Origin of the sequence: Streptomyces sp. NPDC021100, assembly GCF_044333095.1 — a bacterium.
Classification (GTDB): domain Bacteria; phylum Actinomycetota; class Actinomycetes; order Streptomycetales; family Streptomycetaceae; genus Streptomyces.
Window position 1 is genome coordinate 199,007 of the sequence record NZ_JBIRQH010000001.1, and the last position, 25,130, is coordinate 224,136.

The following is a 25,130-nucleotide window of genomic DNA, read 5'->3' on the forward strand; positions in this document are numbered from 1 at the left end:
CGGGATCATGCCGGACCGTTCCGGCGGCCGGGGAAGCGATCGAGCGAATCCGGCCAAATGCGACTTGTCAGCCAATAATCGCCGGATGATACGGAAGAGGGCCGCCCCCCTTCCGGGGAACGGCCCTCGACTTCCCATAGCTTCCGAAGACGGACGTCAGCCCTCGACGCCCAGCCGCTCCAGGATCAGCTCACGCACGCGCGCCGCGTCCGCCTGCCCCCGCGTGGCCTTCATGACCGCGCCGACGAGCGCGCCCGCCGCCGCGACCTTGCCGGCGCGGATCTTGTCCGCGATGGCCGCGTTGGCCGCGATGGCCTCGTCCACGGCGGTGCCGAGCGCCCCCTCGTCGGAGACGACCTTCAGACCGCGCTTCTCCACGACGGCGTCCGGCTCGCCCTCGCCCGCGAGGACGCCCTCGATGACCTGGCGGGCCAGCTTGTCGTTGAGCGAACCGTCCGCGACCAGCGCGGCCACCCGGGCCACCTGGGCCGGGGTGATCGGCATGGCGGCCAGCTCGGTGCCGCCCTCGTTGGCGCGGCGGGCCAGCTCGCCCATCCACCACTTGCGGGCGGCGGCGGAGTCGGCGCCGGCCTCGACGGTGGCGGTGATCAGGTCGACCGCGCCCGCGTTGAGGATCGACTGCATGTCGTGCTCGCTGATCCCCCACTCCTCGCGGAGGCGGTTGCGGCGCACGCGCGGCAGCTCGGGCAGGGTCGCCCGCAGCTCCTCGACCCACTCGCGGGAGGGGGCCACCGGCACCAGGTCCGGCTCGGGGAAGTAGCGGTAGTCCTCGGCCTCCTCCTTGATGCGGCCGGCCGTCGTGGAGCCGTCCTCCTCGTGGAAGTGGCGCGTCTCCTGGACGATCGTGCCGCCCGAGGACAGCACGGCGGCGTGCCGCATGACCTCGTACCGGACGGCCCGCTCGACGCTGCGCAGCGAGTTGACGTTCTTGGTCTCCGAGCGGGTGCCGAACTTCTCGGTGCCGTTCGGGCGCAGCGACAGGTTGACGTCACAGCGCATCTGGCCCATCTCCATGCGGGCCTCGGAGACTCCGAGCGCCTTGATGAGCTCGCGCAGCTCGGCGACGTACGCCTTGGCGACCTCGGGGGCCCGCTCGCCCGCGCCCTCGATCGGCTTGGTGACGATCTCGATGAGCGGGATGCCGGCCCGGTTGTAGTCGAGCAGGGAGTGGGACGCGCCGTGGATACGGCCGGTGGCGCCGCCCACGTGCGTGGACTTGCCGGTGTCCTCCTCCATGTGGGCGCGCTCGATCTCCACGCGGAAGACCTCGCCGTCCTCCAGCTGGACGTCCAGGTAGCCGTTGAAGGCGATGGGCTCGTCGTACTGGGAGGTCTGGAAGTTCTTCGGCATGTCCGGATAGAAGTAGTTCTTCCGGGCGAAGCGGCACCACTCGGCGATCTCGCAGTGCAGCGCGAGACCGATCTTGATCGCGGACTCGACGCCGACGGCGTTGACGACCGGGAGCGCGCCGGGCATGCCGAGGCAGGTGGGGCAGGTCTGCGAGTTCGGGTCGGCGCCCAGCTCCGTGGAGCACCCGCAGAACATCTTGGTCTTGGTGCCGAGCTCGACATGGACCTCCAGGCCCATGACGGGGTCGTAGGACGCCAACGCGTCCTCGTACGACACCAGTTCAGTGACGGTCACGGAAAACTTACCTCTCAGTCCCGGCTCAGCCCGCGAGGACGTCGTCGCTCTTCATACGGCGCAGCTCCCGCACGAGCAGGGCGACGCCGGTGACGATGGCGGCGGCCGAGACGACCGCGTCGACCAGCTGGAGCGTGTCCTGCTCGCCGCGCGCCGTCTTCGCCTGCTTGACGACGCTGACAGCGCCGAACAGGGTCGTGCCGATGGACAGGTACGTGCCGGCCTTGGACTTCTTGAAGCCCTTGGCCTTCTTCAGCGCGCTGCCCTTGCTCTTGTTCTCGCTCGCGGTGCTCACAGTGCGGGTGCCTCCTCCAGCAGCGGGTGGCCCCAGCGGTCGCGGAACGCGGCCTCGACCGCGGCGCCGACCTTGTAGAGCCTGTCGTCCTTCATGGCCGGGGCGATGATCTGCAGCCCCACCGGCAGACCGTCCTCGGGGGCGAGGCCGCACGGCAGCGACATGGCCGCGTTGCCCGCCAGGTTGGTCGGGATGGTGCACAGGTCCGCCAGGTACATCGCCATCGGGTCGTCGGCGCGCTCGCCGATCGCGAAGGCGGTGGTCGGCGTGGTCGGCGAGACCATCACGTCCACCTGCTCGAACGCCTTCTCGAAGTCCCGCGTGATGAGGGTGCGGACCTTCTGCGCCGAGCCGTAGTACGCGTCGTAGTAGCCGGAGCTCAGCGCGTAGGTGCCGAGCATCACGCGGCGCTTGACCTCGGGGCCGAAGCCGGCCTCGCGGGTGAGGGCGGTGACGTCCTCGGCGGAGCGGGTGCCGTCGTCGCCGGCGCGCCGGCCGTAGCGGAGGCCGTCGAACCGGGCCAGGTTCGAGGAGCACTCGGACGGCGCGATCAGGTAGTAGGCGGCCAGCGCCAGGTCGAACGAGGGGCAGTCCACCTCGACGATCTCGGCGCCCAGCTCGCGCAGCAGCTCGACGGACTCGTCGAACCGCTGGAGGACGCCGGCCTGGTAGCCCTCGCCGCGGAACTGCTTGACGACGCCGACGCGCATGCCCGCGACGCTGCCGTTGCGGGCCGCCTCGACGACCGGCGGGACCGGGGCGTCGATGGACGTCGAGTCCAGCGGGTCGTGGCCCGCGATGACCTCGTGCAGCAGCGCCGCGTCCAGGACCGTACGGGCGCAGGGGCCACCCTGGTCGAGGGAGGACGAGAACGCGACCATGCCGTAGCGGGAGACCGCGCCGTAGGTCGGCTTGACGCCGACCGTGCCGGTGACGGCGGCGGGCTGGCGGATCGAGCCGCCGGTGTCGGTGCCGATGGCGAGCGGGGCCTCGTACGCGGCGAGGGCCGCGCTGGAGCCGCCGCCGGAACCGCCGGGGATCTTGGTCAGGTCCCAGGGGTTGCCGGTCGGGCCGTACGCGCTGTTCTCCGTGGAGGAGCCCATCGCGAACTCGTCCATGTTGGTCTTGCCGAGGATGACGACGTCCGCGTCCTTGAGGCGCTTGGTGAGCGTCGCGTCGTACGGCGGGATCCAGCCTTCGAGGATCTTGGAGCCGACGGTGGTCGGGATGCCCTCGGTGGTGAAGATGTCCTTCAGCGCCAGCGGGACGCCGGCCAGCGGGCCGAGCTTCTCGCCCCGCGCGCGCTTCTCGTCGACGGCGCGCGCCTGCTTCAGGGCGCCCTCGCGGTCGACGTGCAGGAAGGCGTGCACCTTCTCGTCGACGGCCTCGATCCGGGCCAGGTGGGCCTCGGTGACCTCGACGGCCGTGAGCTCACCGGCGGCGATCTTCTCGGCGATCTCCGCGGCGGTCAGCTTGATCAGTTCGGTGGTCATCGTGGTCACTCCTCACCCAGGATCTGCGGCACCTTGAAACGCTGCTGCTCCTGAGCGGGGGCGCCGGAGAGCGCCGCCTCCGGGCTGAGCGACGGACGGACCTCGTCCGGCCGCATGACATTGGTCAGCGGCAGCGGGTGGGAGGTCGGCGGGACGTCCTGGTCGGCGACCTCGGAGACGCGGGCGACCGCGCCGATGATGTCGTCGAGCTGAGTGGCGAAGTGGTCGAGCTCTTCGCCCTTCAGCTCCAGGCGCGCCAGCCGGGCGAGGTGGGCGACCTCCTCGCGCGTGATGCCAGGCATGCAGCGATCCTCAGGGTGGAGTGTGTAGGTTTCGCGGCCAATCCTATGGCGCGGGCCGCGTCCACCGCGAAACGGATTGTCCGCTGGCGCGGTGGGGGTGCCCCGGTCCCGCCCTTTCACCGTTTCCCGGGGCTGCGCCCCGGACCCCCTTTTCGCGGCTTCGCCGCTCGTGCTCAAACGCCGCACGGGCTGAATAGGGCGCCCACTCCAGCCCGTCCGGCGTTTGAGGACCTCGCGGCGAAGCCGCGATGCCGGGGCGCGGGCCCTCCCGCAGAAACGGTGAAAGGGCAGGACCGGGGCACCCCCCTACGTCACCGGCTGGTCCGCCTCCTTCTCCGCGACAGCGGAAGCGGGAGCGGGCGCCGCAGGCGCAGGCGCAGGAGCGGGCGCGACGGCCGGCGGGGCCTCCCGCCGCCAGCCCGCCTCGCGCAGGCGGAGCCAAGCCGTCGTCTCCTCAGGAGGCATCGCGGCGGCGACCAGCCACCCTTGCACCGCATCGCACCCCAGATCCCGCAACCGCTCCCACGTCTCGTCGTCCTCGACCCCCTCCGCCACCACGAGAAGCCCGAGCGAGTGCGCGAGGTCGAGCGTGCAGCGCACGATCTCCGCGTCCTCGTTGTCGATGGCGAGCCGGGCCACGAAGGACCGGTCGATCTTCAGCTCGCTGACGGGCAGGCGGCGCAGGTGGACCAGCGACGAGTACCCCGTGCCGAAGTCGTCGAGGGACATCTTGACGCCGTGCCCGGTGAGCCCGGCGAGCGCGTCGGCGGCCCGCTGGGGGTCCTCCAGGAGGACGTGCTCGGTGATCTCCAGCTGGAGGGCGCCGGGCGGGACGCCGTGCCGGGCGAGGCGGGCGGCGACGGAGCCGGCGAAGCCGGGGGTGTGGACGTCGCGGGGGGAGACGTTGACGGCGACGGGCACCTCCAGGCCCATGGCCCGCCAGCGGGCGACCTGGCCGAGGGCGGTCTCCAGCACGTACTCGGTGAGCCGCGGCATCAGCCCGGACGACTCGGCGATGGCGATGAACTCGTCCGGGGAGACCCGGCCGCGCTCCGGGTGCACCCAGCGCACCAGCGCCTCCAGGCCCTCCACGTGCCCGTCGAAGCCCACCTTGGGCTGGTAGTGCAGCTCGACCTCGCCCGCGTCGAGGGCGCGGCGCAGGTCGCCGAGGAGGCCGAGGCGGTCGGGGGTGTTGCCGTCCCGGCGGGCCTCGTAGACCTCGACGCCGCTGCGGTCCCGTTTCGCCTGGTACATCGCCACGTCGGCGCGGCGCAGCAGCCCTTCGGCGTCGAGGGCGTGGTCGGGGTGGACGGCGACCCCGGCGCTGGCCTCCAGGACGAGGGTGAGGCCGTCGAGGTCGAGGGGGGAGCCGAGGGCGGCGACGAGGCCGCGGGCCACGCGCTGGGCGCTGGTGAGGGAGTCCACGGCGGGGAGGAGGACGGCGAACTCGTCGCCGCCGAGGCGGGCGGCCTCCGCGTCGCGCGGGAGGGCGTCCCGGAGCCGGGCCGCTATCTGGAGCAGCAGCCGGTCCCCGGCCAGGTGGCCGAGGGTGTCGTTGACGGACCGGAAGCGGTCGAGGTCGATGAGGACGAGCGCGGTCCGCTCGCCGGCCTGCTCGGCCTCGTCGAGGGCGGCCCAGGTCCGTTCGAGGAGCCACTGCCGGTTGGGGAGCCCGGTGAGCGGGTCACGGAGCTGCTCCTCCGCGCGGGCGTGGGCTATCCAGAGCGTGGAGTCGAGGGCTATGAGGGGGATCGCGAACAGTGGCAGCAGCAGCGGCGCGTGTTCGGCGACTACGGCGATCAGCGGTGCTATGCCGAGGAGCGCGCCGCCGACGAGCGCCTGCCGGAGCAGGGCGGCGCGGGCGGGGCCGCCGGCGAATCCGGAGTGCGGCGGGGCGAGGTGACGCCAGAGCAGGGCCCGGGTGACGGTGAGGTAGACGAAGGCCGCGAGGGCGATCCGGGGGACGTCGGACGGCTCCCAGCCGCTGGGCAGCCAGGGGTGCTCGACGGAGGCGTGCACGTCCAGCAGGCCGAGCGCCGCGCCGCCCGCCGCGACGCCGAGGACGTCGACGGCGCAGTGGAGTAACGCCTGCCGCCAGCGGTGCCGCCGGGCCGTGGTGACGAAGGTGACGACGGCGATGCCGATGACGGCGGCCGGGATCCAGCCGTGGAGCAGCAGGACGGCCAGGGTCAGGGCGGCGCCGGAGCCGGAGCCTCCCCACCACCGGTCACGGCCCAGGGCGACCAGATGGGCGACGATGAGGGCCGTGAGGGTGGCGAGGGACCAGCCGACCGTCCGCCCGGGGAACACCGCGTGGCCCGCGGCGGCGGCCCGCTCGATCCCCAGGGCGAGGACGAGCAGCGCGAGGGGGACGCAGACGACCGGCAGCGCGGGTGGTGGATCCCTGCGCAGCCGCGATGCCGGTTCGGCGCTGTCGGTGGGTTTCATGCCCGTCCCTCTCACAGCCGGCGGTGCCCGCGCCACGGCAGGCGCACATCTCAACAGTAGGCCGCAGAAGGCTACGACGGGCAGCGATCGGCGGCGGTTGCCCGAACAGGATCCGGCCTGGCGTGGCGTTCGGAAAGCGCTGTAGGGGTAATGCCCACTGGCCCTGCGGGCATTACTCCGCCGGGGTGGGCTCCTGTGGCACGGCGGCGGCGCGCGCCGCTTCCGGTCCCTCGGCGAGGAGCACGGCGAAGCCGTCCTCCTCCAGGACGGGGACCTTGAGCTGCATGGCCTTGTCGTACTTGGAGCCCGGATTGTCGCCGACGACCACGAAGTCGGTCTTCTTGGAGACGGATCCGGTCACCTTGGCGCCACGGGACTGGAGTGCCTCCTTGGCCTGGTCCCGCGTGTACGAGGCGAGGGTGCCGGTGACGACGACGGTGAGGCCGGCCAGCGGCCGGGGGCCCTCGTCGCCGCTCGTCTCCTCCTCCATCCGGACGCCGGCGGCCCGCCACTTCTCGATGATCTCGCGGTGCCAGTCCTCGGCGAACCACTCGCGGACGGCGGTGGCGATGGTGTCGGAGACGCCGTCGACGGCGGCCAGTTCCTCCTCCGTGGCCGCGGCGATCCGGTCGATCGAGCCGAACTCGCGGGCCAGCGCGGCGGCGGCGACCGGGCCCACGTGCCGGATGGAGAGGCCGTTGACGATCCGGGCGAGCGGCCGGGCCTTGGCCGCCTGGATGTTCTCCAGCATGGCCAGGGCGTTCTTCTTGGGCTCGCCCTTCTGGTTGGCGAAGAAGGTGACGACCTTCTCCTCGCCGGTCTTGGGGTCGTGCTTGGGCAGTCCGGTGTCCGGGTCGCGGACGTAGGACTTGATGGGCAGCAGCTCCTCGATGGTCAGGTCGAAGAGGTCGCCCTCGTTGAGCAGCGGCGGAGTGGCCGGTTCCAGCGGCTGGGTGAGGGCCGAGGCGGCCACGTAGCCGAAGTTCTCGATGTCCAGGCACTCACGGCCGGCGAGGTAGTAGATCCGCTCGCGGATCTGGCCGGGGCAGGAGCGGGCGTTGGGGCAGCGGAGGTCGACGTCGGCCTCCTTCATCGGGCGCAGCGCCGTCCCGCACTCGGGGCACTCGGCCGGCATCACGAACTCGCGCTCGCTGCCGTCCCGGAGGTCCACGACGGGTCCGAGGATCTCGGGGATGACGTCGCCGGCCTTGCGGAGGACGACCGTGTCGCCGATGAGGACGCCCTTGGCCTTGACGACCTCCTGGTTGTGCAGGGTGGCGAACTCGACCTCGGAGCCGGCGACGGTGACGGGCTCGACGACGGCCTGCGGGGTGACGCGCCCGGTGCGGCCGACGCCGACGCGGATGTCGAGGAGCTTGGTGTTGACCTCCTCCGGCGGGTACTTCCAGGCGATGGCCCAGCGCGGGGCCCGCGCGGTGGAGCCGAGCCGCCCCTGGAGGGGCACCTCGTCGAGCTTGACGACGACGCCGTCGATCTCGTGCTCCATGGAGTGCCGCACCTTGGGCTGCCCGTAGTGCGCGATGAACTTCCGCACGCCGTCCAGCGAGTCGACGACCTCGGCGTGCGCGGCGGTGGGCAGGCCCCACTCGCGCAGCAGCTCGTAGGCGTGCGACTGGCAGTCGATGGCGAAGCCCTCGCGGGCGCCGACGCCGTGGACCACCATGTGCAGCGGGCGGGTGGCGGTGACCCGCGGATCCTTCTGCCGCAGCGAGCCGGCCGCCGCGTTCCGCGGGTTGGCGAACGGCGGCTTGCCCGCCTCCACCAGGCGCGCGTTGAGCTCCTGGAACTTCTCCATCGGGAAGTAGACCTCGCCGCGTACCTCGACCAGGGCCGGGACGCGGTCGCCCTTGAGGCGGTGGGGGATCTCGGAGATGGTCCGGATGTTGGGCGTGATGTCCTCGCCGGTGCGGCCGTCGCCGCGGGTGGCGGCGCGGGTCAGCCGCCCGTGCTCGTAGGTCAGGTTGACGGCGAGGCCGTCCACCTTGAGCTCGCAGAGGAAGTGGTAGTCCGCGCCCTCGCCGACGTCCTTGGCGATGCGGTCGGCCCAGGCGGCCAGCTCCTCGTCGTCGAAGGCGTTGTCCAGGGAGAGCATGCGCTCGCGGTGCTCGACGGACGTGAACTCCGTCTCGTACGAGCCCGCGACCTTCTGGGTGGGCGAGTCGGGGGTGCGGAGCTCGGGGTGCTCCTCCTCCAGTGCCTCCAGGGAGCGCAGCAGCCGGTCGAACTCGGCGTCGCTGACGACCGGCGCGTCCTTCACGTAGTAACGGAAGCGGTGCTCCTCGACCTGCTCGGCGAGCAGGGCGTGCTTCTCCCGCGCCGCCGCGGGCGTCGCCGCCTCCGAGGTCAGCTTCCCGCCTTCTCCGCCCGCTTCGCCGTGCCCGCCGTGCTGTTCGACAGCCACCGTCTCGTCCTCCCGTTGTCCTCAGGTGCGCCCTCCGGCGCCGTCACTCAGGGTTGTCCACGAGTGATCGTGCCGCCCGGACGCAGTGGGCGAGGGCCGAGCGGGCGTAGGCGGGCGACGCGCCCGCCATCCCGCACGCGGGCGCGACCACCACGGACTCGGCGAGAGTCCCAGGTGACAGCCCCAGCCTGCGCCACAGCGTCCTGACACCCATGACGCTACCGGCAGGGTCGGACAATGGGCCGTCCACGCCGGGCACGACGCCGGCGAAGAGCGTCGTTCCGCCCTCGACGGCCTCGCCGAGCGCGTCGTCCTCACGCTCGGTGAGCAGCGAGAAGTCGAACGAGACGCCGGTCGCCCCGGCGCGCCGGAGCAGCGCGAAGGGCACGCCGGGAGCGCACGAGTGCACGACGAGGGGGGCGCCGGCCTCCCGCGCGACCGCCGCGATGTCGCGCAGCGCGCCCTCGACCACGGCCCGGTCGACGGCCCGGTGCGTCCGGTAGCCGCTGGCCGTCCTGACCTGGCCGCGGAGCACGGCCGTCAGCGAGGGCTCGTCGAGCTGGAGGACGGGCGTCGCGCCCGGCACCCGGCGGCGCAGCTCGGCGAGGTGGCCGCGCAGGCCCTCGGCGAGCGAGGCGGTGAGGTCGCGGCAGGCGCCCGGGTCGCTCAGGGCGGCCTCGCCGCCCCGCAGTTCCAGCGCCGCGGCGAGCGTCCAGGGCCCGACGGCCGAGACCTTGAGCGCCCCCTCGTACCCCTGGGTGAACTCCTCCAGGGCGTCCAGGTCCTCGCGCAGCCAGGAGCGGGCCCGGCGGGTGTCGCGGCCGGGCCGGTCGGAGATCCGCCAGCCGCTGGGCTCCACATGGGCGAAGACCTCCACGAGGAGGCCCGCGGTCCGGCCGATCATGTCCGCGCCGGGACCGCGTGCCGGAAGTTCCGGCAGGTACGGAAGGGTCTCCAGGGACCCGGTGACGGTCTTGGCCGCCTCCCGGGCGTCCGTTCCCGGCATCGACCCGACACCGGTCGCGGCGCCGGGCCCCCAGGGGCGGTTCTCACGGGGCTCGCTGGTCTCGATCGTCTCGCTCACCCGGGAAGGGTACGAGACTCCCCCGGCCGGGACCGGGGCACCCGGGGGCGCGCGGCGGGCGGGCGCGCCCCCGAGAGGGGCGCGCAGGCCGCGCGTCCGGGCGGGCAGCGCCGGGCTCGTCGACGCCGGCGGGCCGGCGTTCCGCGGGCCGGCGCCCGGCACCCCAGCGGCCCGGCAGGCCGGCACCCCAGCGCGTCAGCGCCCCGGCACGTCAACGGCCCCGCACGTCGGCAATCCCGCACGCCGGCGGCCCGGCGCGCCAGCACCCCGGCACGTCGGCAACCCGCGCGTCAGCGCCCCGGCCGCACCGAGATGTCGTTGATCTCCGCGTCGCGCGGCAGGTCGATCGCGTGGAGGACCGTCGACGCCACCGAGCCGGCCTCGATCCACCGCGCGGCGTCGTACTCCTTGCCCTCCTGCTGGTGCACCTTCGCCTGCATGGCGGTGGCCGTGCGGCCCGGGTAGACGCTGGTCACCCGCACCCCGTTGGCGTGCTCCTCGGCGCGCAGGGAGTCGGCGAGCGCCTTGAGGCCGTGCTTGCTGGCCGCGTAGGCGCTCCAGTTGGGGCCCGCGTTGAGGCCGGCGCCCGAGTTCACGAAGACCACGTGGCCGTGCGCCACCCGCAGTTGGGGCAGGAACAGGCGGGTGAGCTCCGCCGGGGCGACGAGGTTGACCGCGAGGGTGTTCGTCCACGTCCGCGGCGTCAGTTCGCCGACCCCGCCGAGGTCCACGACGCCCGCCGCATGCAGCAGCGAGTCGACGCGCTCGGGGAGCGTCTGGTGGTCCAGGGCCCAGGAGAGCCGGTCGGGGTTGGAGAGGTCGCCGACGAGCGTGCGGGCGCCGGGGAACCGGGCCGCCAGCTCCTTGGCGCGTCCGGCGTCGCGCGCGAACAGGACGATCTCGTCCCCGCGGGCGAGCAGCCGCTCGGCCAGCACCTCTCCGATGCCCGATCCGGCACCGGTGATCACATGTGTTGCCATGTGCCCAGCTTGCCTTACCCGCGCCCGGCGGACGCGCGGCAGTCCGGAATCCGGCGCGCGAGCCCGGGAGCGGGGACCGGGTTGAGCGCCCCGGCGGCGGCGACCCCCGTTCGGGGGTGGGGAAGCACCGCGGCCGGGGCGGGCCCTTCCGGAGGCGGGCGGCCGTCCCTTGTCGGAACGGCCCCCGAAGCCGTACGTCCCCCCCGGCCGTACGTCTTCCGGCCACGCTCCCCCCACGGAACGCGCGGCCGCCCGCCCGCCTCCGGAATGTCCGGCATGATGCGGACCGCATCCCCCCTCACATCCATGGTGACGACCCGGGGGCGCCTCCCGGTACCCGCCGACCGTCGGTTCCGTCCCCTCCGGTCGGCGGGGGCGACGGAAACCGACCGACCGAGCGGTTGTTATATTTCCTGACCGGTAGCAGCGCAGGAGTGGTGAATAGTGATCCGCGTCATGGTCGTCGACGACGAGAAGCTGCTGCGCGCCGGAATCCGCAGCATCCTGGAGGCGGAACCGGACATCGAGGTCCCGGTGGCGTGCGAGGGCGTACACGCCGTGGAACTCGCGGTCACGCACCGCCCCGACGTCGTGCTGCTGGACATCCGGATGCCCGAGGTGGACGGCCTCTCGGTGCTCGGCTCGCTGCTGGCGCTGCCTGAGCCGCCCGTGGTGGCGATGCTCACGACGTTCTCCGGCGACGAGCACATCGCCCCCGCCCTGCGGGCCGGTGCCGCCGGGTTCCTGGTGAAGGACACCGTCCCCGACGAACTGGCCAGCGCGGTCCGCATCCTGGCGGCCGGCGGAACGGTTCTGTCGCCCGCCGTCGCCGACAGCGTGGTCGACGGCTACCTGCGCGCCGGCGGCGGCGCCCCGCCCGGCCGGCTGGCCTCTCTCACCGAGCGCGAGCGCGCGGTGCTGGCCCTGCTGGCCCGGGGGAAGTCGAACGCGGAGATCGGCGCCGCCCTGCTGATGGGTGCCGCCACGGCCAAGGACCACGTCAGCGCGATCCTGGCCAAGCTCGGCGCGGCCAACCGCGTCCAGGCGGCCGTCCTCGCCCACCACCACGGGCTCGTCCGCCTCGACGGGGACCCCGCCGGGAAACCGGACACGGCCGGTCCGGCGTGAGGCGCTTCCCCGCGGCGTTCAGGGATCTGCGGCGGCCGGTGACCTGGCGGAGCCTCCGCCGTGACCTGCTCCTCCTCCCGGTGGCGACGGCCGAGACGGCGGCCATGTATCCCGTGGCCGGACGGACGGAGACCATCCTCTACGCCGTGACCGTCGCCGCACTCTTCGTCCGGCGCCGCTTCCCCGTCCCCGTCCTGGTGACGGCCCTGCCCGTCACCTTCGGCGGGCACCTGCTCATCGCGCCCATGGTGGCGATGTACGAGGTCTCGCGCTCCCTGGAACGGCGGTGGACGGTCTACGGCTGGTCCCTCGCCTTCTTCCTCACCTCGCTCGGCCCCTGGTGGCCGTCGGTGCCGGGCGCCTGGGGCGGCCCGGACGACGTGCTGCTCTTCGGCGTCCTCTCGTCCGCCCTGATGACGGTCGGCCCGGCGGCGATGGGCCAGCTCAGCCGCGCCCGCCGGCAACTGGCCGATCACATCGAGGAGTTGTCCCGCGCCCACCGCCGGGAGGCGGAGCTGATCGCCGAACGGGCCGTCGTCGCCGAACGGGCCCGGCTGGCCCGGGAGATGCACGACGTCGTCTCGTACCAGGTCAGCCTGATGACCGTACAGGCCGGCGCCCTGGAACGGACGGCGGAGGAGCCGGCCGCCCGCGAGACCGCCTCGGTCATCCGCGGCCTGGGCGCCACCGCCCTCCGCGAACTCCGCGGCCTCCTCGGCGTCCTGCGCACGGCCCCCGGCGACGCGGCCCTCCGCCCCCGGCTCGGCGCCCTGCCGGACCTCGTCGGCGGCAGCGGCCTCGACGCCCGCCTGGAGGCCGACCTGCCCGCCCTCGACGCCCTGAAGTGGCCGGCGGAGGTCGAGGAGGCCGCGTACCGCACGGTGCAGGAGGCGCTGACCAACGTCCGCAAGCACGCCGAGGGCGCGGCCGTCACGGTCTCCGTGACCCTCGCGCGGAAGGCCGGCCGGACCGCCCTCGCCGTGCAGATCACCAACACCGCCACCCCGGACGGCAACACGAAGCCGTCCGCCCTCCCCTCGGGCGGCCACGGCCTGACGGGCCTGCGCGAACGGGCCGAACAACTCGGCGGGGAGTTCACGGCGGGCCCGGTGGACGGCGGGTTCCGGATACGAGCGGTCCTGCCCGCCTCGCGGTGACGGCTGCCGGCGCGGCGCCCGGTCGCACTCAGGCATGCCACGTCTTCCTCGACGCCGGCGACACCCTCGTGGTCCCCGCCCAGCTCGAAGCAGGAACGCGGTGATCCCCGGATTCCACCAGGCCAAGGGCGGCGCCCCGCAACTGGGCGCGAAACCGGGCGAGGAAGGCCCGTTCGGACCGTATGGCGGGGACGATACGGAAGAGGGCGGGGAGGAACCGGGCCGGGGCCCGTCACAGCCCCGGTCCGGCGGCTGACGCGCCGACTGTGGTGACACGGACGCGGCATCACCCACCGCCTCGCCCGCAAGGGCATCGAAGCCTCACAACGACCGGGCCGGCACCATTCGACCATCGAACGCACGATGTCCTGCCGTCTCCACCGTCGCTACGAGCGTAAAGCTGCCCACTTCCTCGCCTCCACCAGCATCGCCTGCACCCTCATCTGCTACCGAGAATTCACCAAATGAGACGGCGTCTACGTACAGGACCTGGGCATCCAGGTCGTCGGACTGCGGAACTGGTACGACGAGATCGGCCGGCGGTTCCGGTACGACTACGGTGGCTTCGTCACCGCTCAGTACAGCCGTCAAGAAATCAAGACCGAGACGCCGTCGTGGATCTGCGGGCGGTCGGACAGGTGAACTGCACCGCACCGCCTACCTCCCGGCCCTTCGTCTCTGCGGTCTCCGGCGTGCGCGGAGGCACCGTCCCGACGGTCGTCACCCCGCACGCCGGCGAACTCTTACCGCCACCGCTGATCCGGTCGGATTCGGCAAGGGTTGTGCGGGTCTCCGCTATACCGGCCGGTTTCTTCGTACCAGGCCAGTGCGCCTTGCGCGTAGCTCTTGATTCCAGAGGCGACAAGCATGATCAATTCTGCCGTCCGCCCTGCCGTTTCACTGCTCCTCAGGTAGGTGCGGAGTGCGTCCTCGGCTTTGTGGAAGTCGGCGATCCGCTCGGCGACCGCCCTGTTCACGATCGTCGCGGCCTCCTCGGCGGTGCCCTTCTGCTGGTGGGAGATGAGGGCCACCGCGTTGTAGGGGAATCCGTCCACCAGGTCCTGCTGGTACCCGTTGATGTCGTTCTGCAGAAGGATCACGTCAACGCCGGCGTTGACGACGTCGTTCCATGCGGCTGTGTTCCTCACGGCTTCTGGGATGGTGAAGTCCAGCGAGAACTCCAGCAGCGAGAAGATGAAGATCGCTCCTAGCGTCTTGCGTCGGGTGTACAGGTATTCGCAGTTCTTCCCCCAGAGTGACGTGGGGCTGCCGTCCGAACTGGTTGTTGAATGCCTCGATCGTGAGTCCGTGGAACGCGTCGAAGCTCCCTTGGGCGAGTGTGTCGTACGCCTTGGCGCCGAGGAGGTCCGCGGTCTGGTGACACAGGTCTCCCAGGGCGCGGTTGAGCGGATCCGCGTCATCGCCGGTCCGGCCGCCGTTACGGATGACGTACTCCGCTTCATGCACGAAGGCGAGCCATCTGTCGATGTCCGTCGGCATGTGACGGTAGTCGTCCAGGAAGAACCACCAGGAATTCCAGCAGGCGTAGAGGACAACTTCGTCGAACCGCGCATCGGGATAGACGTGGGCGGTGAACCGCCCTGCTTTCAGGGAGCGCCATTTCTCCCGCGAGTACGCGTCGAACGGAATGGCGGAGCGGAACGCCCAGTCCAGTGAGCACGCTTCGACCTCGTCGATTCCTGGGTGGTGGCGTGCCGGCGTGTCGGCGAAGGTGCTCATCTCGACCAAGCCCATGTTCCCTCCTCCGAGGGTTCGATTCGATGACGAGTGGGCTGACTGTCAGCGCCTCGGCCGGCGCTTTCCCGCGGCCCCGTCAGGTCGGCCACCGGGATCCTCAGCCTGCGGCGGCGCCGTCATCGAACGGAACGTCCTTCATCGGTGTCGCCGGATCTCGTCCCGTCCTTTCCCTACGCTGCTGGTGGGCACCGGCGAGCCGGATCATTATCCGTCTTGCTGCGGGAGTTGTCGCGCGGCGGAAGCCTCGACCGATCTCGTAAGTGACGTCGTGGCTTTTCCTCCGCCATTCAACCCGTCGCGCAAAGAAGCCACAAGGCTGCCTTCAGGGGCGCGCGGGGCATGATGAGGGGGCGACGGCACATGACGTGGGCGGTGCCGAGGACGAATCGTCTGACATCGACCAGGCCGGCGTCGTCGAGCTCGTGCAGCACACCCCGAGACGGCGCCCGTGTCAAGAAGTTGCGCTGCCGTCAACCGGACTCCTCGCGAAGATGCGCCGAAATGCCTCGTCAGGCAAACTTGTACATGTCCCGGCGGACCTGCTACGACCTGATCATGCGCTCTGCCCTGGACGTCCCAACTCGAGGTCGAGCCGGGGCCACACGGAGATTGTCCATCGAACTTGCAAGCAGCCCAAGAGGGTGAGCAAGCATGAACGATGCCGAGTTTATTCAGCGCCAAATCGACCGGGCACCCACAATGGGTGGATTCAACTTGGCGACGATTCAACTTGACCCTGGCGACTACATCATCGACCAGACCATTCACGTGACCAGACCGGTACGAATCGTCGGCTCTGGAGGAACCCGAATCGTTCTGTCGCAGCCCGATGTGACAGCATTCCTGATCGAACGCCACGGGTCTAAGCAACCAGATCACTCACGGATCGAGGACATCTGGTTTACAGGATGGCATGGCGACGGTTCGAAATACGCGGAGCGTGGTGGGGTCGCGCTTAACATACGCGCCCCGTTCGTGGAAGTAGCGCACTGCATGTTCGAGTACCTCGGAATCGGCGTTTTCATGAACGATCAGCCGTCTGATGACGGAACGTCAAGCTTCGCCGACAAAGAAAAGGTCCACCGATGCCGTTTCCAAAATTGCATAAAAGGCCTTCACGCACAGGGTGGAGACGCGAACGCAGGGGACTTCACCGAGTGCAGCTTCACTGACTGCCGCATGGCTATCCATGAGGAGTCGCAACTTGGAAACCGGTATGCGAACGTAATGCTCCACGCTTGTCCAGACCCAGCGGATCCGCACGCACATCAAGACGACAGCGGGTCGATCGTCATCGGTTCGCAAACGAACTACTCACACTTCGAGGCCTGCTATATCGAGAGAGACAGCAAGCCCCCGAAGACGGCTAGTGGCAACGTCACCACCGTGGGTGGAAATATGTGCGGAATGATGACCAGAGGTGAAATATTCGGCGGACATTACACGACTTTCATCTCGCGAATCGTCCTGTCGGACGGAAGCGAATACCAGATGCAGGTTCCCTACCACACGACGAGTTACGACGCGATGCTCTTCCTTCTGCACACCAAGGACGCGTCCAGCATGTACGGTCTGGTTTACGACCCTACTCAGGGCTGGCACTTCAAGAAGCTCTAAGACGGTGTCCTATGCGGTGATCGCTCGTTGGGCTGTCTATGGGGCGGGGTACTTGGAGTTGGATTGTTCCGGACGGGCTGTGGGAGATAGCGAAGTACCGCGTCGTCCAGAGCACCACCGCGTTCAGGACCAGGCCGAGCGAGCCGAGCTGGTCCTCCATCCCGTCGCGGTATGCCTGGTGGATGGTGCCCTTCTTGCCGTGGCAGATGTCGCGGGCGAGCTTGTGGCGGGACTCCTGGACGGTGAGCTGCTTGTGCATCTGCCGCCGGTAGGTGTCATCGACCGGGTCGACGACGGCGAGCAGGTGCAAGGGCTTGGCGATGCGCCCGTACTCGGCGAACGCCTGCCCCAGCGGGGTGGGGTGGCCCTCGCGGCCGAACATCCGCAGCAGGTCGTAGGCGCGGACCTGGTTGGTGACCAGGGAGCCGGCCACCCGCAGCATGTCCGGCCAGTGCTGGATGGCCTTCTTGACGTTCACCTTGTGGCGGGCCAGCGCCTCCAGCGGCCCGTAGGTGCCCGCCGGCTCGGTGCCGAGCATCGTCGCGCGCCAGAACCGCTGATCTTCCAGGTCCTCGAAGCGTGGGGAGAAGCGGTAGCCGAGCAGCTTGAAGATGCCGAAGACCATGTCCGAGTACGAGGCGTGATCGGTAGCGATCATCTCCGGCTTGCCCCCGCCGTCCAGGTTCAGCAGCGTATCCAGGACGAACAGGCTGTCGCGCGGGGTGCCGGGCACCACCATCTGCCCGATCCCGATGACCTGGTCATTGATCGCGTTCAACCATGTCATGCCCTTCTTCTTCGCGAAGTACTCGGGCGAGGGGGCGGCGTTGACGGTGCGGACGGGGACGACGAAGCGCAGGCCGTCGACGGAGGCGAGCAGCCCGTTGCGCCGTGCCTGAACCGATTTGGTTCAAGTCGCCACTCTCCGATGCGGGCGGCAACAACTGCGTACAGGTGTGCACGAACACACCCGGCATAGCCCTACGCGAGGGCTCCGAACCCGAACACGGCATACGGACCAGCCCGAGCGCCTTCCGGGCGCTGGTACGCGGGACAAGGGCGAGCGCGACCGCCTACAGCGCCTGACGGGAGGGAAAGCCGAGGCGTGAATCCGTGCCCGTCAGTTCGCAGCTGACCGTCCAGAGGCGGGTGGCGACGGACCGGTCGGCCATGTGGGAGGGGACGGGCTCGCGCCGCGGGATGCCGCGCAGGCCGAAGACCCTCGGCCCCCACAACTCCCCTCCCCGCACATCCGGGTCGAGGACGGCGCGGACGACGGGCCAGGCTCCGGCCTCCTTGCCCTGCACCAGGAGCCCGGCGGGCCAGGCGCGCAGCCGCGCGCCCGGCTTCGTCACGTGGACCGGCGGGCGGGACGGAGTGAGGCCGTCCAGCGCGCCGCCGGGGTGCGCCACCACACTGAGCACCGAGCTGCCGACGGCACGCAAGCGGCGGTCGAGTTCGAAGCCGAAGCACATCTGCGCCAGCTTGGACCGGCCGTAGCTGCGCTTGGGCCGGTAGTCCCGGGTCGACTGCGGATCGTCCAGGTCCAGGCGCTCGGACCGCGCCGCGAAGCTGCCGACCGTCACGACGCGGCCGGCCGGGGCGGCGGACAGCAGAGGGGCCAGCCACCGGGTGAGAGCAAAGTGACCGAGGTGGTTGGTGCCGAACATCAACTCGTGACCGTCCGGCGTCTCCTGACGCGGCGGGTCGTCGAGCGCGACACCCGCGTTGTGGACCACCGCGTCGAGGCGGTCGAGACCCGACCCGTCCACGGCGGCCTTCAGGGACGACAGGTCGGCGAGGTCCAGCGGAAGGTGCCGCAGGCGCGCGCCGGCCACGCGCGAGCGGATCGCGGCCATGGCGGCGTCAGCCTTGGCGGCGCTCCGGCTGCCGAGCACGACGACGACGCCGGTGGCGGCGAGCTGCTCCGCGACGAAGTAGCCGATCCCGGCGTTACCCCCGGTGACCAGGACAACCTTGCCCTCGTCGGAGGGCGGCCGGCGGACGTCCCACGCTCGGCTCTTGGATACGGACGACACTGGGGGGCTCCTTGCGTTCGACGGCGACGGCGACCCGTCCAAGCTCGCAGCAGCCACCGACGGAGCGCCGACAGATCGCGGTCACCTCCGACAGGCTTCCGACAGCGGGTCGCCGAGCGTCCCCGTCCTGTCACGTCGCCCGGGATACGGCCTGCTCGAGAAGCCGGTGCATGACCTGGGGGTGGCGGCTCTCGACCGGGGCCCACAGGGCGCGCGCCGCGTCGCCGTCCAGTTGGATGAAGCAGGCCGACAGCAGCCCGCCTCGCGTCAGTTGGAAGAGCAGCTCGCCGCGGAGTCCCAGGGTGGCGTCGGCGGCGAGGAGAACGGCGTCCGGGGTGCTGCTGCGCACTCGCCAGCCGAGTACGCAGCCGTCGGATCCGGCCGGAGCGAGGGCGAGGCCGAGCGACGTCCAGCCCCGGGTCAGGGCCTGTCGCGTGTCGGCATCCGCGTCTTCCAGGACGGCTCGCGCCCACTGCTCGGCGGTGCGGTCCGGTGCCGTGTCGAGGTCGGCGAGCACGGCGTTCTCGTAGTCGATCCGCGGCAGGGTGCTGAGCGCGTGCGCGGCGGGCGGGACCGGGGCATGGCGCACCCGGCCCCGAACGTGCGGAGGGGTATCGGGATCGACCATCATCACTCCTCGTGGGTGGCGTTGGACCGGCGGGCAAGGCGGCAGCAGTGCGGTGCTCTAGCGCGACACGAGGAAGTGGACCTCTCGGGGCCTGACTTCCAGGTCGCTGATGCCGTCGGGCGTCGCGCCCATTTCGCGGCCGACTCGGGACGCCGCCAGGAAGGCCGCTTCCGACTCGTACGCGCCGGTGGTGACGACGGCGTCCTCGTCCGGGGTGACCCAGACGCCGACGGAGAGGAATCCGGGCTGGTGCCGCGCCGCGTCGGCGACCTTGTGGGCCTCGCGGACGAACGCGTCGAGGTGCTCGGGGGCGGGGTAGTGGAAGGCAACGAAACCGAATGACATGGAGGGTCCTCTCCCCTTGGTTATACGATGCCGTACAACGGCAGACTAGGGCGATATACGGCGCCGTACAATCGGATGGACAGGGTGAGGTGGACCACAGATGGGCGCAATGCGCACACCGCGCGAGAAGTGGATCGAGGCGGGACTGGAGGCCCTGGCCTCGGGCGGGGTGGACTCGGTGCGGGTCGAGGCGCTCGCCAAGGCGATGGGGGTGACCAAGGGCGGCTTCTATGGATACTTCGCCGACCGCGAGGCCCTGCTGACGGCGATGCTGGACACCTGGGAGCGCGAGAGCGTCGACGACGTCATCGCCCGGGTCGAGCACGAGGGCGGCGACGTCCGGGACCGGGTCCGCCTGGCCGGGCAGCTCACCTTCTCCGGCGACCGCCTGCTGCCCATCGACCTGGCCGTGCGCGAGTGGGCCCGCCGCGACCACACCGTCGCCGAGCGCCTGCGGCGCGTGGACGACAAGCGCATGCAACTCCTGCGCGACGCGCTCGGCACCTTCTGCGCCGACCCGGACGAGGTCGAGGCCCGTGCCCTGCTCGCCTTCTGCACGGCCATCGGCAGCCACTTCCTCGCCGCCGACCACCCCGGCACCACCCGCGCCACGGTCATCGCCCGCGCCGCCGACCTCGTCCTCGGCGTCTCCCGCGACAACTCCCCCGCATGACAGGGCAGGTGGCGGCACACGTCACCCGGCGGCGGCCGTAACCCGCCGCTCGTACGCGGGCCGCCGCATACGGCGACCGCCTCCGCGGCGGCACCTCTTCGAGGAAGGGCGGTGTGCCGCCCGCGCCTCAGGCCGCGACGGCCCGTTCCGTCGTCGCGATGGTCGCCGAGCCGACGACGCGGGTGCCGTCATAGAGGACGATCGCCTGGCCGGGGGCGACGCCGCGGACGGGGCTGGTGAAGGTGACCTGGAGGGTGCCGTCCACGAGTTCCGCCGTGACCGGGGTCTCGCCGCCGTGGGCGCGGAGTTGGGCGGTGTAGCGGGCGGGGCCGGTGGGGGCGACGCCGCACCAGCGGGGGCGGATGGCCGTGAGGGCGGTGACGTCCAGGGCCTCGGCGGGGCCGACGGTGACGGTGTTGTTCACCGGGGAGATGTCGAGGACGTAGCGCGGCTTGCCGTCCGGGGCCGGGTGGCCGAGGCGGAGGCCCTTGCGCTGGCCGATGGTGAAGCCGTAGGCGCCCTCGTGGGTGCCGACCTTGGTGCCGGTCTCGTCGACGATGTCGCCCTCGGCGGTGCCGAGGCGCTTGGCCAGGAAGCCGCGGGTGTCGCCGTCGGCGATGAAGCAGATGTCGTGGCTGTCCGGCTTCTTCGCGACGGCCAGGCCGCGGCGCTCGGCCTCGGCGCGGATCTCCTCCTTGGTGGTGATCGTGTCACCGAGGGGGAACATCGCGTGCGCGAGCTGGCGCTCGTCCAGGACGCCCAGGACATAGGACTGGTCCTTGGCCATGTCGCTGGCGCGGTGCAGCTCGCGGGTGCCGTCCTCGTTGAGGACGACCGTCGCGTAGTGGCCGGTGCAGACCGCGTCGAAGCCCAGGGCGAGCGCCTTGTCCAGCAGCGCCGCGAACTTGATCTTCTCGTTGCAGCGCAGGCAGGGGTTGGGCGTGCGGCCGGCCTCGTACTCGGCGACGAAGTCCTCGACGACGTCCTCGCGGAAGCGCTCGGCCAGGTCCCAGCAGTAGAAGGGGATGCCGATCACGTCGGCGGCGCGGCGGGCGTCGCGGGAGTCCTCGATGGTGCAGCAGCCGCGGGCGCCGGTGCGGAAGGACTGCGGGTTGGCCGACAGGGCCAGGTGCACGCCGGTCACGTCGTGGCCCGCTTCGACGGCGCGGGCCGCGGCGACGGCGGAATCGACGCCGCCGGACATGGCGGCGAGGACGCGGAGTCCCTTGCGGGGGGCCTGGGGATCGGGTGCACCCGGGAAGTCAGTCATAGCCTCTCCAGGGTACGGGAGGTGCGATCTCGTCCCCTCCCCCATTTCGCGGGGGCCGCGGCGACTAGCTCAGGCCCGCGCTCCTCGCCCGCTTCACCGCCGGGCCGATCGCCTCCAGGACCGCCGCCACGTCCGCCTCCGTCGACGTGTGGCCGAGCGAGAAGCGGAGCGTGCCGCGCGCCAGCTCCGGGTCCGTGCCGGTGGCGAGGACGACGTGGCTGGGCTGGGCGACGCCGGCGGTGCAGGCGGAGCCCGTCGAGCACTCGATGCCCTGGGCGTCCAGGAGCAGCAGGAGCGAGTCGCCCTCGCAGCCGGGGAACGAGAAGTGGGCGTTGGCGGGGAGGCGGCCCGCCGGGTCCGGGTCGCCGCCGAGGACCGCGTCGGGGACGGCCTCCAGGACGCCGGCGATCAGGCGGTCCCGGAGGGTGCCGACCTCCCGCGCGAACTCCTCCCGGCGTTCGGCCGCCAGCGTGCCCGCCACCGCGAACGCGGCGATCGCGGGGACGTCCAGCGTGCCCGAGCGCACGTGCCGCTCCTGGCCGCCGCCGTGCAGCAGCGGGACGGGCGTGTGGCTGCGGCCCAGCAGCAGTGCGCCGATGCCGTACGGGCCGCCGATCTTGTGGCCGCTGACGGTCATCGCGGCCAGGCCGGACGCGGCGAAGTCCACGTCCAGCTGGCCTGCCGCCTGTACGGCGTCGGCATGCATCGGGACGTCGAACTCCGCGGCCACGGCGGCGAGTTCGGTGACCGGCTGGATCGTGCCGATCTCGTTGTTGGCCCACATGACCGTGACCAGGGCGACGTCCGCCGGGTCGCGGGCTATCGCCTCGCGGAGCGCCTCCGGGTGCACCCTGCCGTGCGCGTCGACCGGCAGGTACTCGACGGTGGCGCCCTCGTGGGCCGCCAGCCAGTCGACCGCGTCGAGGACGGCGTGGTGCTCCACCGGGCTGGCGAGGACGCGGGTCCGCGCGGGGTCGGCCGCGCGGCGGGACCAGTACAGGCCCTTCACGGCGAGGTTGTCCGCCTCCGTGCCGCCCGCCGTGAAGACGACCTCGCTGGGGCGGGCGCCGAGTGCGGCGGCGAGCGACTCGCGGGCCTCCTCGACGGTGCGGCGGGCTGCGCGCCCGGCGGCGTGCAGCGATGAGGCGTTGCCGGCTACCGGGAGGTGGGCGGTCATCGCCCTCACCGCCTCCGGGAGCATCGGAGTGGTGGCTGCGTGGTCGAGGTAGGCCATGGTGGGACGATTCTACGAGCTGTGGGGGTGGGCGTACCCGGCGGTGCGGTGCTGTTCGGTGGGGGGGTGCCCCAGTCCCTCCCCCAGAGGGGGCACCCCCATTCACCGTTTCTTGCGGGGGCTGCGCCCCCGCACCCCCGCAACCGCGCTCCGCGCGGTTGTCCTCAAGCGCCGGACGGGCTGGTGGGTGGGTGCGGACGGGCTGATTCGACCCGGACATTGGCCGAAAAACACACGGCGAGCCGCGTCCTCCAGCGGCAGGCTCTGCTGGGGCCATCCGCCCGCACCACCACCCGCAGCGCACCGAGGAGAGCCGCCCGTGCCCGACACCGAGAACGTTCCCGACCCGCGCCCGAAGCTGCGCCGGGCCGTCGCGCAGCTTGCCGCCGTCGCCGCCGCCGTGCGGCCGGAGCGGCTGAACGACCCGACCCCCTGTACCGAGTACGACGTCCGGGGGCTGCTGGGGCACGTCCTCGGCGCCGCCCGTGCGCTGACGGAGGTCGCCTCCAGCGGCGGGTACCGGCCGAGCGGGCCGCCCGCCCCGCCGCAGGTGGCGGACGACGGCTGGGCCGCCGCCCTCGACGAGGCCGGCTCCCGGCTCGTCGCCGCCTGGGACGACGAGTCGGTGCTGACGGCCATGTACGACGTGCCGTGGGGGAAGTCCCCCGGTTACGGCGTGATCAGCTTCCTCGTACTGGAGACGGTCGTCCACACCTGGGACCTCAACGAGGCGATCGGCCGGCCCGTCACGCTCGACCCGGAGCTGTCCGAGCACGCCCTGAAGGTGGCCGAGACGCTGCCGCCCGAGGGCAGGGAGGGCGCCTTCGGCGCCGCCCGGCCGGCTCCCGAGGGGGCCGACGTCCACACCCGGCTGGCGGCCCGGACCGGCCGGCCGCTGGACTGAGCCGGACGATCCGAGCCGGAGCGCCTCAGCCCAGCATCCGCGCCAGCTGCCGCGACTGCGCCACCAGCCGGTCCGCGCTGTCCCAGATCTCCGCGTCCTCCTCCAGGAAGCCGCCCGCGAAGTTGCGGGTGACGACCGCGACGCGGAGGGGGCCCGGGGCGGGGCGGCGGCGGATGTGGACGGTGAGTTCGACCGTCGGGACCCAGCCGATGATGCCCAGGTCGAACGGGGTGGGCGGGAGCGCGTCGGCGGCCAGGAGGAGGGAGAGCGGGTCCGGGTCGCGGCCGTCGGCGAAGTCGAACCAGCCGCGCATCTCGCCCGGGCCCGCCGGACCGCCGGTCGCCCAGCCGGCGGTGGCGGGGTCGAGCGCCAGGTCGAGGCGGGCGACGATCTCGGCGGCGCCGAAGCCCTCGCCGCCGCCGAGGTCCTCGCGGGAGACGCAGTGCTCGCGCGGCGGCAGCTCCGGCGGCTTGGCGGTGGTGCGCACGTCGTCGGGGAGCGCGTCCAGGTCGCCGTACGTGGCGAGCACCCGCAGCCGTTCGACCTCCGTACCGTCGTCGGCCGTCTGGAACAGGCTCGCCTGGCCGGTGGAGAGCGACCGGCGGGTGTGCGCCCGGCTGCTGCGGATGACGGCCGGGCCCGGCCGGGTGGCGCTCAGGTAGTGGGCGGTGACGGTGAACGGGTCGGGGTGCGGGAGGGTGTCCGCGAGGGCCCGGGCCGCGATGGCGAGGAGGTAGCCGCCGTTGGCCGCGCCGAAGAGCGTCCAGCCCTGGTGGACGCGGACGTCGTGCGCGGCGGTGCCGTCCTCGGTCACGCCCGGGGCGCGCGGCGTGATCGCGGTGTCCCGGTCGAACTCGCTGTTGCCGATGGTTGCCAGTGCCATGCGGGCACCGTACTACCGGTAGGTTACCGGCGGGTAGCCTTACGGGGAGTGACGTGCGGCCCGACCCCGGGCTGCAGCTCCTCCGCCGCCGCGCTCCGCCGGTGCCAGGCGCGCGGGGCCCGCCAGTGGAAGCGCATCGAGAGCAGCCGCAGCCCGCAGCCGACGACGACCGGGATGGCGTTGGTGGGCCCGTGCAGCACACCGAACTTCAGCATCAGCGCCGCCGTCGCGGCACCGGCCATGGCCGGGACGGCGTACAGGTCGCGGTCCCAGCGGAGCAGCGACGGCACCTCGTGGGCGAGGACGTCGCGCAGCACTCCCCCGCCCACCGCCGTGGCCAGCCCGAGGGTGGCGGACTGGGTGAGGCCGAGCCCGTGCCCGTACGCCTTGACCGTCCCGGTGACGCAGAAGAGGCCGAGCCCGGCGGCGTCGAAGACGTTCACCGCGCTGGTGATCCGTTCCACCTCGGGGTGCAGGAAGAAGACGATCAGCGTGGCGATCAGCGGGGTGACGAAGTAGCCGAGGTCGCTGAAGGCGGCGGGCGGCACGGCACCGATGACCAGGTCCCGGAAGAGACCTCCGCCCAGTGCCGTGACCTCCGCCAGTACCGCCATGCCGAAGACGTCGAAGTTCTTGCGGACGCCGAGCAGCGCGCCGGAGATCGCGAAGACGAAGATCCCGACGATGTCCAGCCAGTGCTGGACGGAGGGGGAGAACAGATCGGTGAGCACGCGACATTCTTACCGGTCGGCCGGGTGTCCCCCTTGTCCCGCCCTGGGGGGGTTCCCGCCCGACGCCTCGGCGA

General features: G+C 71.8%; 23 protein-coding genes and 2 pseudogenes. 7 read left to right on the forward strand and 18 right to left on the reverse strand.

Features of this window, described 5'->3' with window-relative positions; genetic code table 11:
• Positions 1-156: 156 nt before the first annotated feature.
• From gatB to ACH4PU_RS00975, 8 genes are all read right to left on the reverse strand, one after another.
• Positions 157-1,665: an Asp-tRNA(Asn)/Glu-tRNA(Gln) amidotransferase subunit GatB gene (gene gatB / locus ACH4PU_RS00940; protein ID WP_398264229.1), complete on the reverse strand. Its 1,509-nt coding sequence runs from the start codon at positions 1,663-1,665 to the stop codon at positions 157-159.
• Positions 1,666-1,690: 25 nt separating this feature from the next.
• Positions 1,691-1,960 carry a hypothetical protein gene (locus tag ACH4PU_RS00945; protein ID WP_004948516.1) on the reverse strand — a complete coding sequence of 90 codons (270 nt, stop codon included), beginning with the start codon at positions 1,958-1,960 and terminating at the stop codon, positions 1,691-1,693.
• Complete coding sequence (gene gatA / locus ACH4PU_RS00950; protein ID WP_398264231.1) at positions 1,957-3,453, reverse strand: Asp-tRNA(Asn)/Glu-tRNA(Gln) amidotransferase subunit GatA; 1,497 nt, start codon at positions 3,451-3,453, stop codon at positions 1,957-1,959. The genes ACH4PU_RS00945 and gatA overlap by 4 nt, the downstream gene beginning before the upstream one ends.
• Positions 3,454-3,458: 5 nt before the next feature.
• Positions 3,459-3,755, reverse strand: coding sequence for an Asp-tRNA(Asn)/Glu-tRNA(Gln) amidotransferase subunit GatC (gene gatC, locus ACH4PU_RS00955; protein ID WP_004948522.1), 297 nt, complete (start codon positions 3,753-3,755; stop codon positions 3,459-3,461).
• A 306-nt stretch (positions 3,756-4,061) separates the two neighbouring features.
• Positions 4,062-6,203, reverse strand: a complete 2,142-nt coding sequence (locus ACH4PU_RS00960; protein WP_398264234.1) for a putative bifunctional diguanylate cyclase/phosphodiesterase — start codon at positions 6,201-6,203, stop codon at positions 4,062-4,064.
• A gap of 172 nt (positions 6,204-6,375) precedes the next feature.
• The gene (ligA, locus tag ACH4PU_RS00965) at positions 6,376-8,571 is read right to left on the reverse strand and encodes an NAD-dependent DNA ligase LigA (protein ID WP_398265297.1); all 2,196 of its coding nucleotides are present in this window, start codon (positions 8,569-8,571) and stop codon (positions 6,376-6,378) included.
• A 97-nt stretch (positions 8,572-8,668) separates the two neighbouring features.
• Positions 8,669-9,709, reverse strand: coding sequence for a methionine synthase (locus ACH4PU_RS00970; RefSeq protein WP_398264236.1), 1,041 nt, complete (start codon positions 9,707-9,709; stop codon positions 8,669-8,671).
• Between the two features lie 290 nt (positions 9,710-9,999).
• Positions 10,000-10,689 carry an SDR family oxidoreductase gene (locus ACH4PU_RS00975; protein ID WP_398264238.1) on the reverse strand — a complete coding sequence of 230 codons (690 nt, stop codon included), beginning with the start codon at positions 10,687-10,689 and terminating at the stop codon, positions 10,000-10,002.
• A 444-nt stretch (positions 10,690-11,133) separates the two neighbouring features.
• Here ACH4PU_RS00975 and ACH4PU_RS00980 point away from each other — a divergent pair, with 444 nt between their 5' ends.
• From ACH4PU_RS00980 to ACH4PU_RS00990, 3 genes and pseudogenes are all read left to right on the forward strand, one after another.
• Positions 11,134-11,817, forward strand: coding sequence for a response regulator (locus tag ACH4PU_RS00980; RefSeq protein ID WP_398264240.1), 684 nt, complete (start codon positions 11,134-11,136; stop codon positions 11,815-11,817).
• A 38-nt stretch (positions 11,818-11,855) separates the two neighbouring features.
• Positions 11,856-12,974, forward strand: coding sequence for a sensor histidine kinase (locus ACH4PU_RS00985; protein WP_398264242.1), 1,119 nt, complete (start codon positions 11,856-11,858; stop codon positions 12,972-12,974).
• A gap of 279 nt (positions 12,975-13,253) precedes the next feature.
• Positions 13,254-13,442, forward strand: a pseudogene (locus ACH4PU_RS00990) (IS5/IS1182 family transposase); the annotation flags it as partial.
• Between the two features lie 275 nt (positions 13,443-13,717).
• Here ACH4PU_RS00990 and ACH4PU_RS00995 read toward each other — a convergent pair.
• Both ACH4PU_RS00995 and ACH4PU_RS01000 read right to left on the reverse strand, forming a co-directional pair.
• Positions 13,718-14,176: a terpene synthase family protein gene (locus tag ACH4PU_RS00995; protein WP_398265300.1), complete on the reverse strand. Its 459-nt coding sequence runs from the start codon at positions 14,174-14,176 to the stop codon at positions 13,718-13,720.
• The gene (locus ACH4PU_RS01000) at positions 14,076-14,729 is read right to left on the reverse strand and encodes a hypothetical protein (RefSeq protein ID WP_398265382.1); all 654 of its coding nucleotides are present in this window, start codon (positions 14,727-14,729) and stop codon (positions 14,076-14,078) included. The genes ACH4PU_RS00995 and ACH4PU_RS01000 overlap by 101 nt, the downstream gene beginning before the upstream one ends.
• A 654-nt stretch (positions 14,730-15,383) precedes the next feature.
• Between ACH4PU_RS01000 and ACH4PU_RS01005 the strand changes: the two genes are divergently transcribed.
• Positions 15,384-16,349: a hypothetical protein gene (locus tag ACH4PU_RS01005; protein ID WP_398264244.1), complete on the forward strand. Its 966-nt coding sequence runs from the start codon at positions 15,384-15,386 to the stop codon at positions 16,347-16,349.
• Between the two features lie 10 nt (positions 16,350-16,359).
• On the opposite strand, the pseudogene ACH4PU_RS01010 reads toward ACH4PU_RS01005, so the two are convergent.
• Positions 16,360-17,232: pseudogene (locus ACH4PU_RS01010) on the reverse strand (Tn3 family transposase); the annotation flags it as partial.
• An 8-nt stretch (positions 17,233-17,240) separates the two neighbouring features.
• Between ACH4PU_RS01010 and ACH4PU_RS01015 the strand changes: the two are divergent.
• Positions 17,241-17,435 (forward strand): DUF397 domain-containing protein, encoded by a 195-nt coding sequence (locus tag ACH4PU_RS01015; protein WP_398264246.1) that lies wholly within the window; start codon positions 17,241-17,243, stop codon positions 17,433-17,435.
• On the opposite strand, the gene ACH4PU_RS01020 is transcribed toward ACH4PU_RS01015, so the two are convergent.
• From ACH4PU_RS01020 to ACH4PU_RS01030, 3 genes are all read right to left on the reverse strand, one after another.
• On the reverse strand, positions 17,423-18,388 hold the full coding sequence (locus ACH4PU_RS01020) for an SDR family NAD(P)-dependent oxidoreductase (protein WP_398264248.1): 966 nt from the start codon (positions 18,386-18,388) through the stop codon (positions 17,423-17,425). The genes ACH4PU_RS01015 and ACH4PU_RS01020 overlap by 13 nt on opposite strands.
• Positions 18,389-18,518: 130 nt before the next feature.
• Positions 18,519-19,016, reverse strand: a complete 498-nt coding sequence (locus tag ACH4PU_RS01025; RefSeq protein ID WP_398264250.1) for a hypothetical protein — start codon at positions 19,014-19,016, stop codon at positions 18,519-18,521.
• A 57-nt stretch (positions 19,017-19,073) separates the two neighbouring features.
• Positions 19,074-19,361 (reverse strand): putative quinol monooxygenase, encoded by a 288-nt coding sequence (locus ACH4PU_RS01030; RefSeq protein ID WP_398264252.1) that lies wholly within the window; start codon positions 19,359-19,361, stop codon positions 19,074-19,076.
• A 100-nt stretch (positions 19,362-19,461) separates the two neighbouring features.
• Here ACH4PU_RS01030 and ACH4PU_RS01035 point away from each other — a divergent pair, with 100 nt between their 5' ends.
• Positions 19,462-20,034 carry a TetR/AcrR family transcriptional regulator gene (locus ACH4PU_RS01035; RefSeq protein ID WP_398264254.1) on the forward strand — a complete coding sequence of 191 codons (573 nt, stop codon included), beginning with the start codon at positions 19,462-19,464 and terminating at the stop codon, positions 20,032-20,034.
• Positions 20,035-20,161: 127 nt separating this feature from the next.
• On the opposite strand, the gene mnmA is transcribed toward ACH4PU_RS01035, so the two are convergent.
• Entirely contained in the window at positions 20,162-21,304 is a 1,143-nt protein-coding gene (mnmA, locus tag ACH4PU_RS01040) for a tRNA 2-thiouridine(34) synthase MnmA (protein ID WP_398264256.1), read from the reverse strand.
• Positions 21,305-21,368: 64 nt separating this feature from the next.
• Positions 21,369-22,538, reverse strand: coding sequence for a cysteine desulfurase family protein (locus ACH4PU_RS01045; protein ID WP_398264258.1), 1,170 nt, complete (start codon positions 22,536-22,538; stop codon positions 21,369-21,371).
• A 319-nt stretch (positions 22,539-22,857) separates the two neighbouring features.
• Between ACH4PU_RS01045 and ACH4PU_RS01050 the strand changes: the two genes are divergently transcribed.
• A complete protein-coding gene (locus ACH4PU_RS01050) occupies positions 22,858-23,442 on the forward strand; it encodes a TIGR03086 family metal-binding protein (protein WP_398264260.1) in 585 nt (194 codons plus the stop codon).
• A gap of 25 nt (positions 23,443-23,467) precedes the next feature.
• On the opposite strand, the gene ACH4PU_RS01055 is transcribed toward ACH4PU_RS01050, so the two are convergent.
• Positions 23,468-24,325, reverse strand: coding sequence for a thioesterase family protein (locus ACH4PU_RS01055; RefSeq protein ID WP_398264262.1), 858 nt, complete (start codon positions 24,323-24,325; stop codon positions 23,468-23,470).
• Between the two features lie 23 nt (positions 24,326-24,348).
• A complete protein-coding gene (locus tag ACH4PU_RS01060; RefSeq protein WP_398264264.1) occupies positions 24,349-25,056 on the reverse strand; it encodes a trimeric intracellular cation channel family protein in 708 nt (235 codons plus the stop codon).
• Positions 25,057-25,130 lie beyond the last annotated feature (74 nt).

Bases quoted from the DNA above. Each gene is read 5' to 3' on its own strand.
- ACH4PU_RS01005 (WP_398264244.1), top strand. From the start codon at position 15,384: ATGAACGATGCCGAGTTTATTCAGCGCCAAATCGACCGGGCACCCACA.
- gatA (WP_398264231.1), bottom strand. From the start codon at position 3,453: ATGACCACCGAACTGATCAAGCTGACCGCCGCGGAGATCGCCGAGAAG.
- ACH4PU_RS01035 (WP_398264254.1), top strand. From the start codon at position 19,462: ATGGGCGCAATGCGCACACCGCGCGAGAAGTGGATCGAGGCGGGACTG.
- gatC (WP_004948522.1), bottom strand. From the start codon at position 3,755: ATGCCTGGCATCACGCGCGAGGAGGTCGCCCACCTCGCCCGGCTGGCG.
- ACH4PU_RS01045 (WP_398264258.1), bottom strand. From the start codon at position 22,538: ATGGCCTACCTCGACCACGCAGCCACCACTCCGATGCTCCCGGAGGCG.
- ACH4PU_RS01000 (WP_398265382.1), bottom strand. From the start codon at position 14,729: ATGGGCTTGGTCGAGATGAGCACCTTCGCCGACACGCCGGCACGCCAC.
- ACH4PU_RS01055 (WP_398264262.1), bottom strand. From the start codon at position 24,325: ATGGCACTGGCAACCATCGGCAACAGCGAGTTCGACCGGGACACCGCG.
- ACH4PU_RS00975 (WP_398264238.1), bottom strand. From the start codon at position 10,689: ATGGCAACACATGTGATCACCGGTGCCGGATCGGGCATCGGAGAGGTG.
- ACH4PU_RS01025 (WP_398264250.1), bottom strand. From the start codon at position 19,016: ATGGTCGATCCCGATACCCCTCCGCACGTTCGGGGCCGGGTGCGCCAT.
- ACH4PU_RS00960 (WP_398264234.1), bottom strand. From the start codon at position 6,203: ATGAAACCCACCGACAGCGCCGAACCGGCATCGCGGCTGCGCAGGGAT.
- ACH4PU_RS01030 (WP_398264252.1), bottom strand. From the start codon at position 19,361: ATGTCATTCGGTTTCGTTGCCTTCCACTACCCCGCCCCCGAGCACCTC.
- mnmA (WP_398264256.1), bottom strand. From the start codon at position 21,304: ATGACTGACTTCCCGGGTGCACCCGATCCCCAGGCCCCCCGCAAGGGA.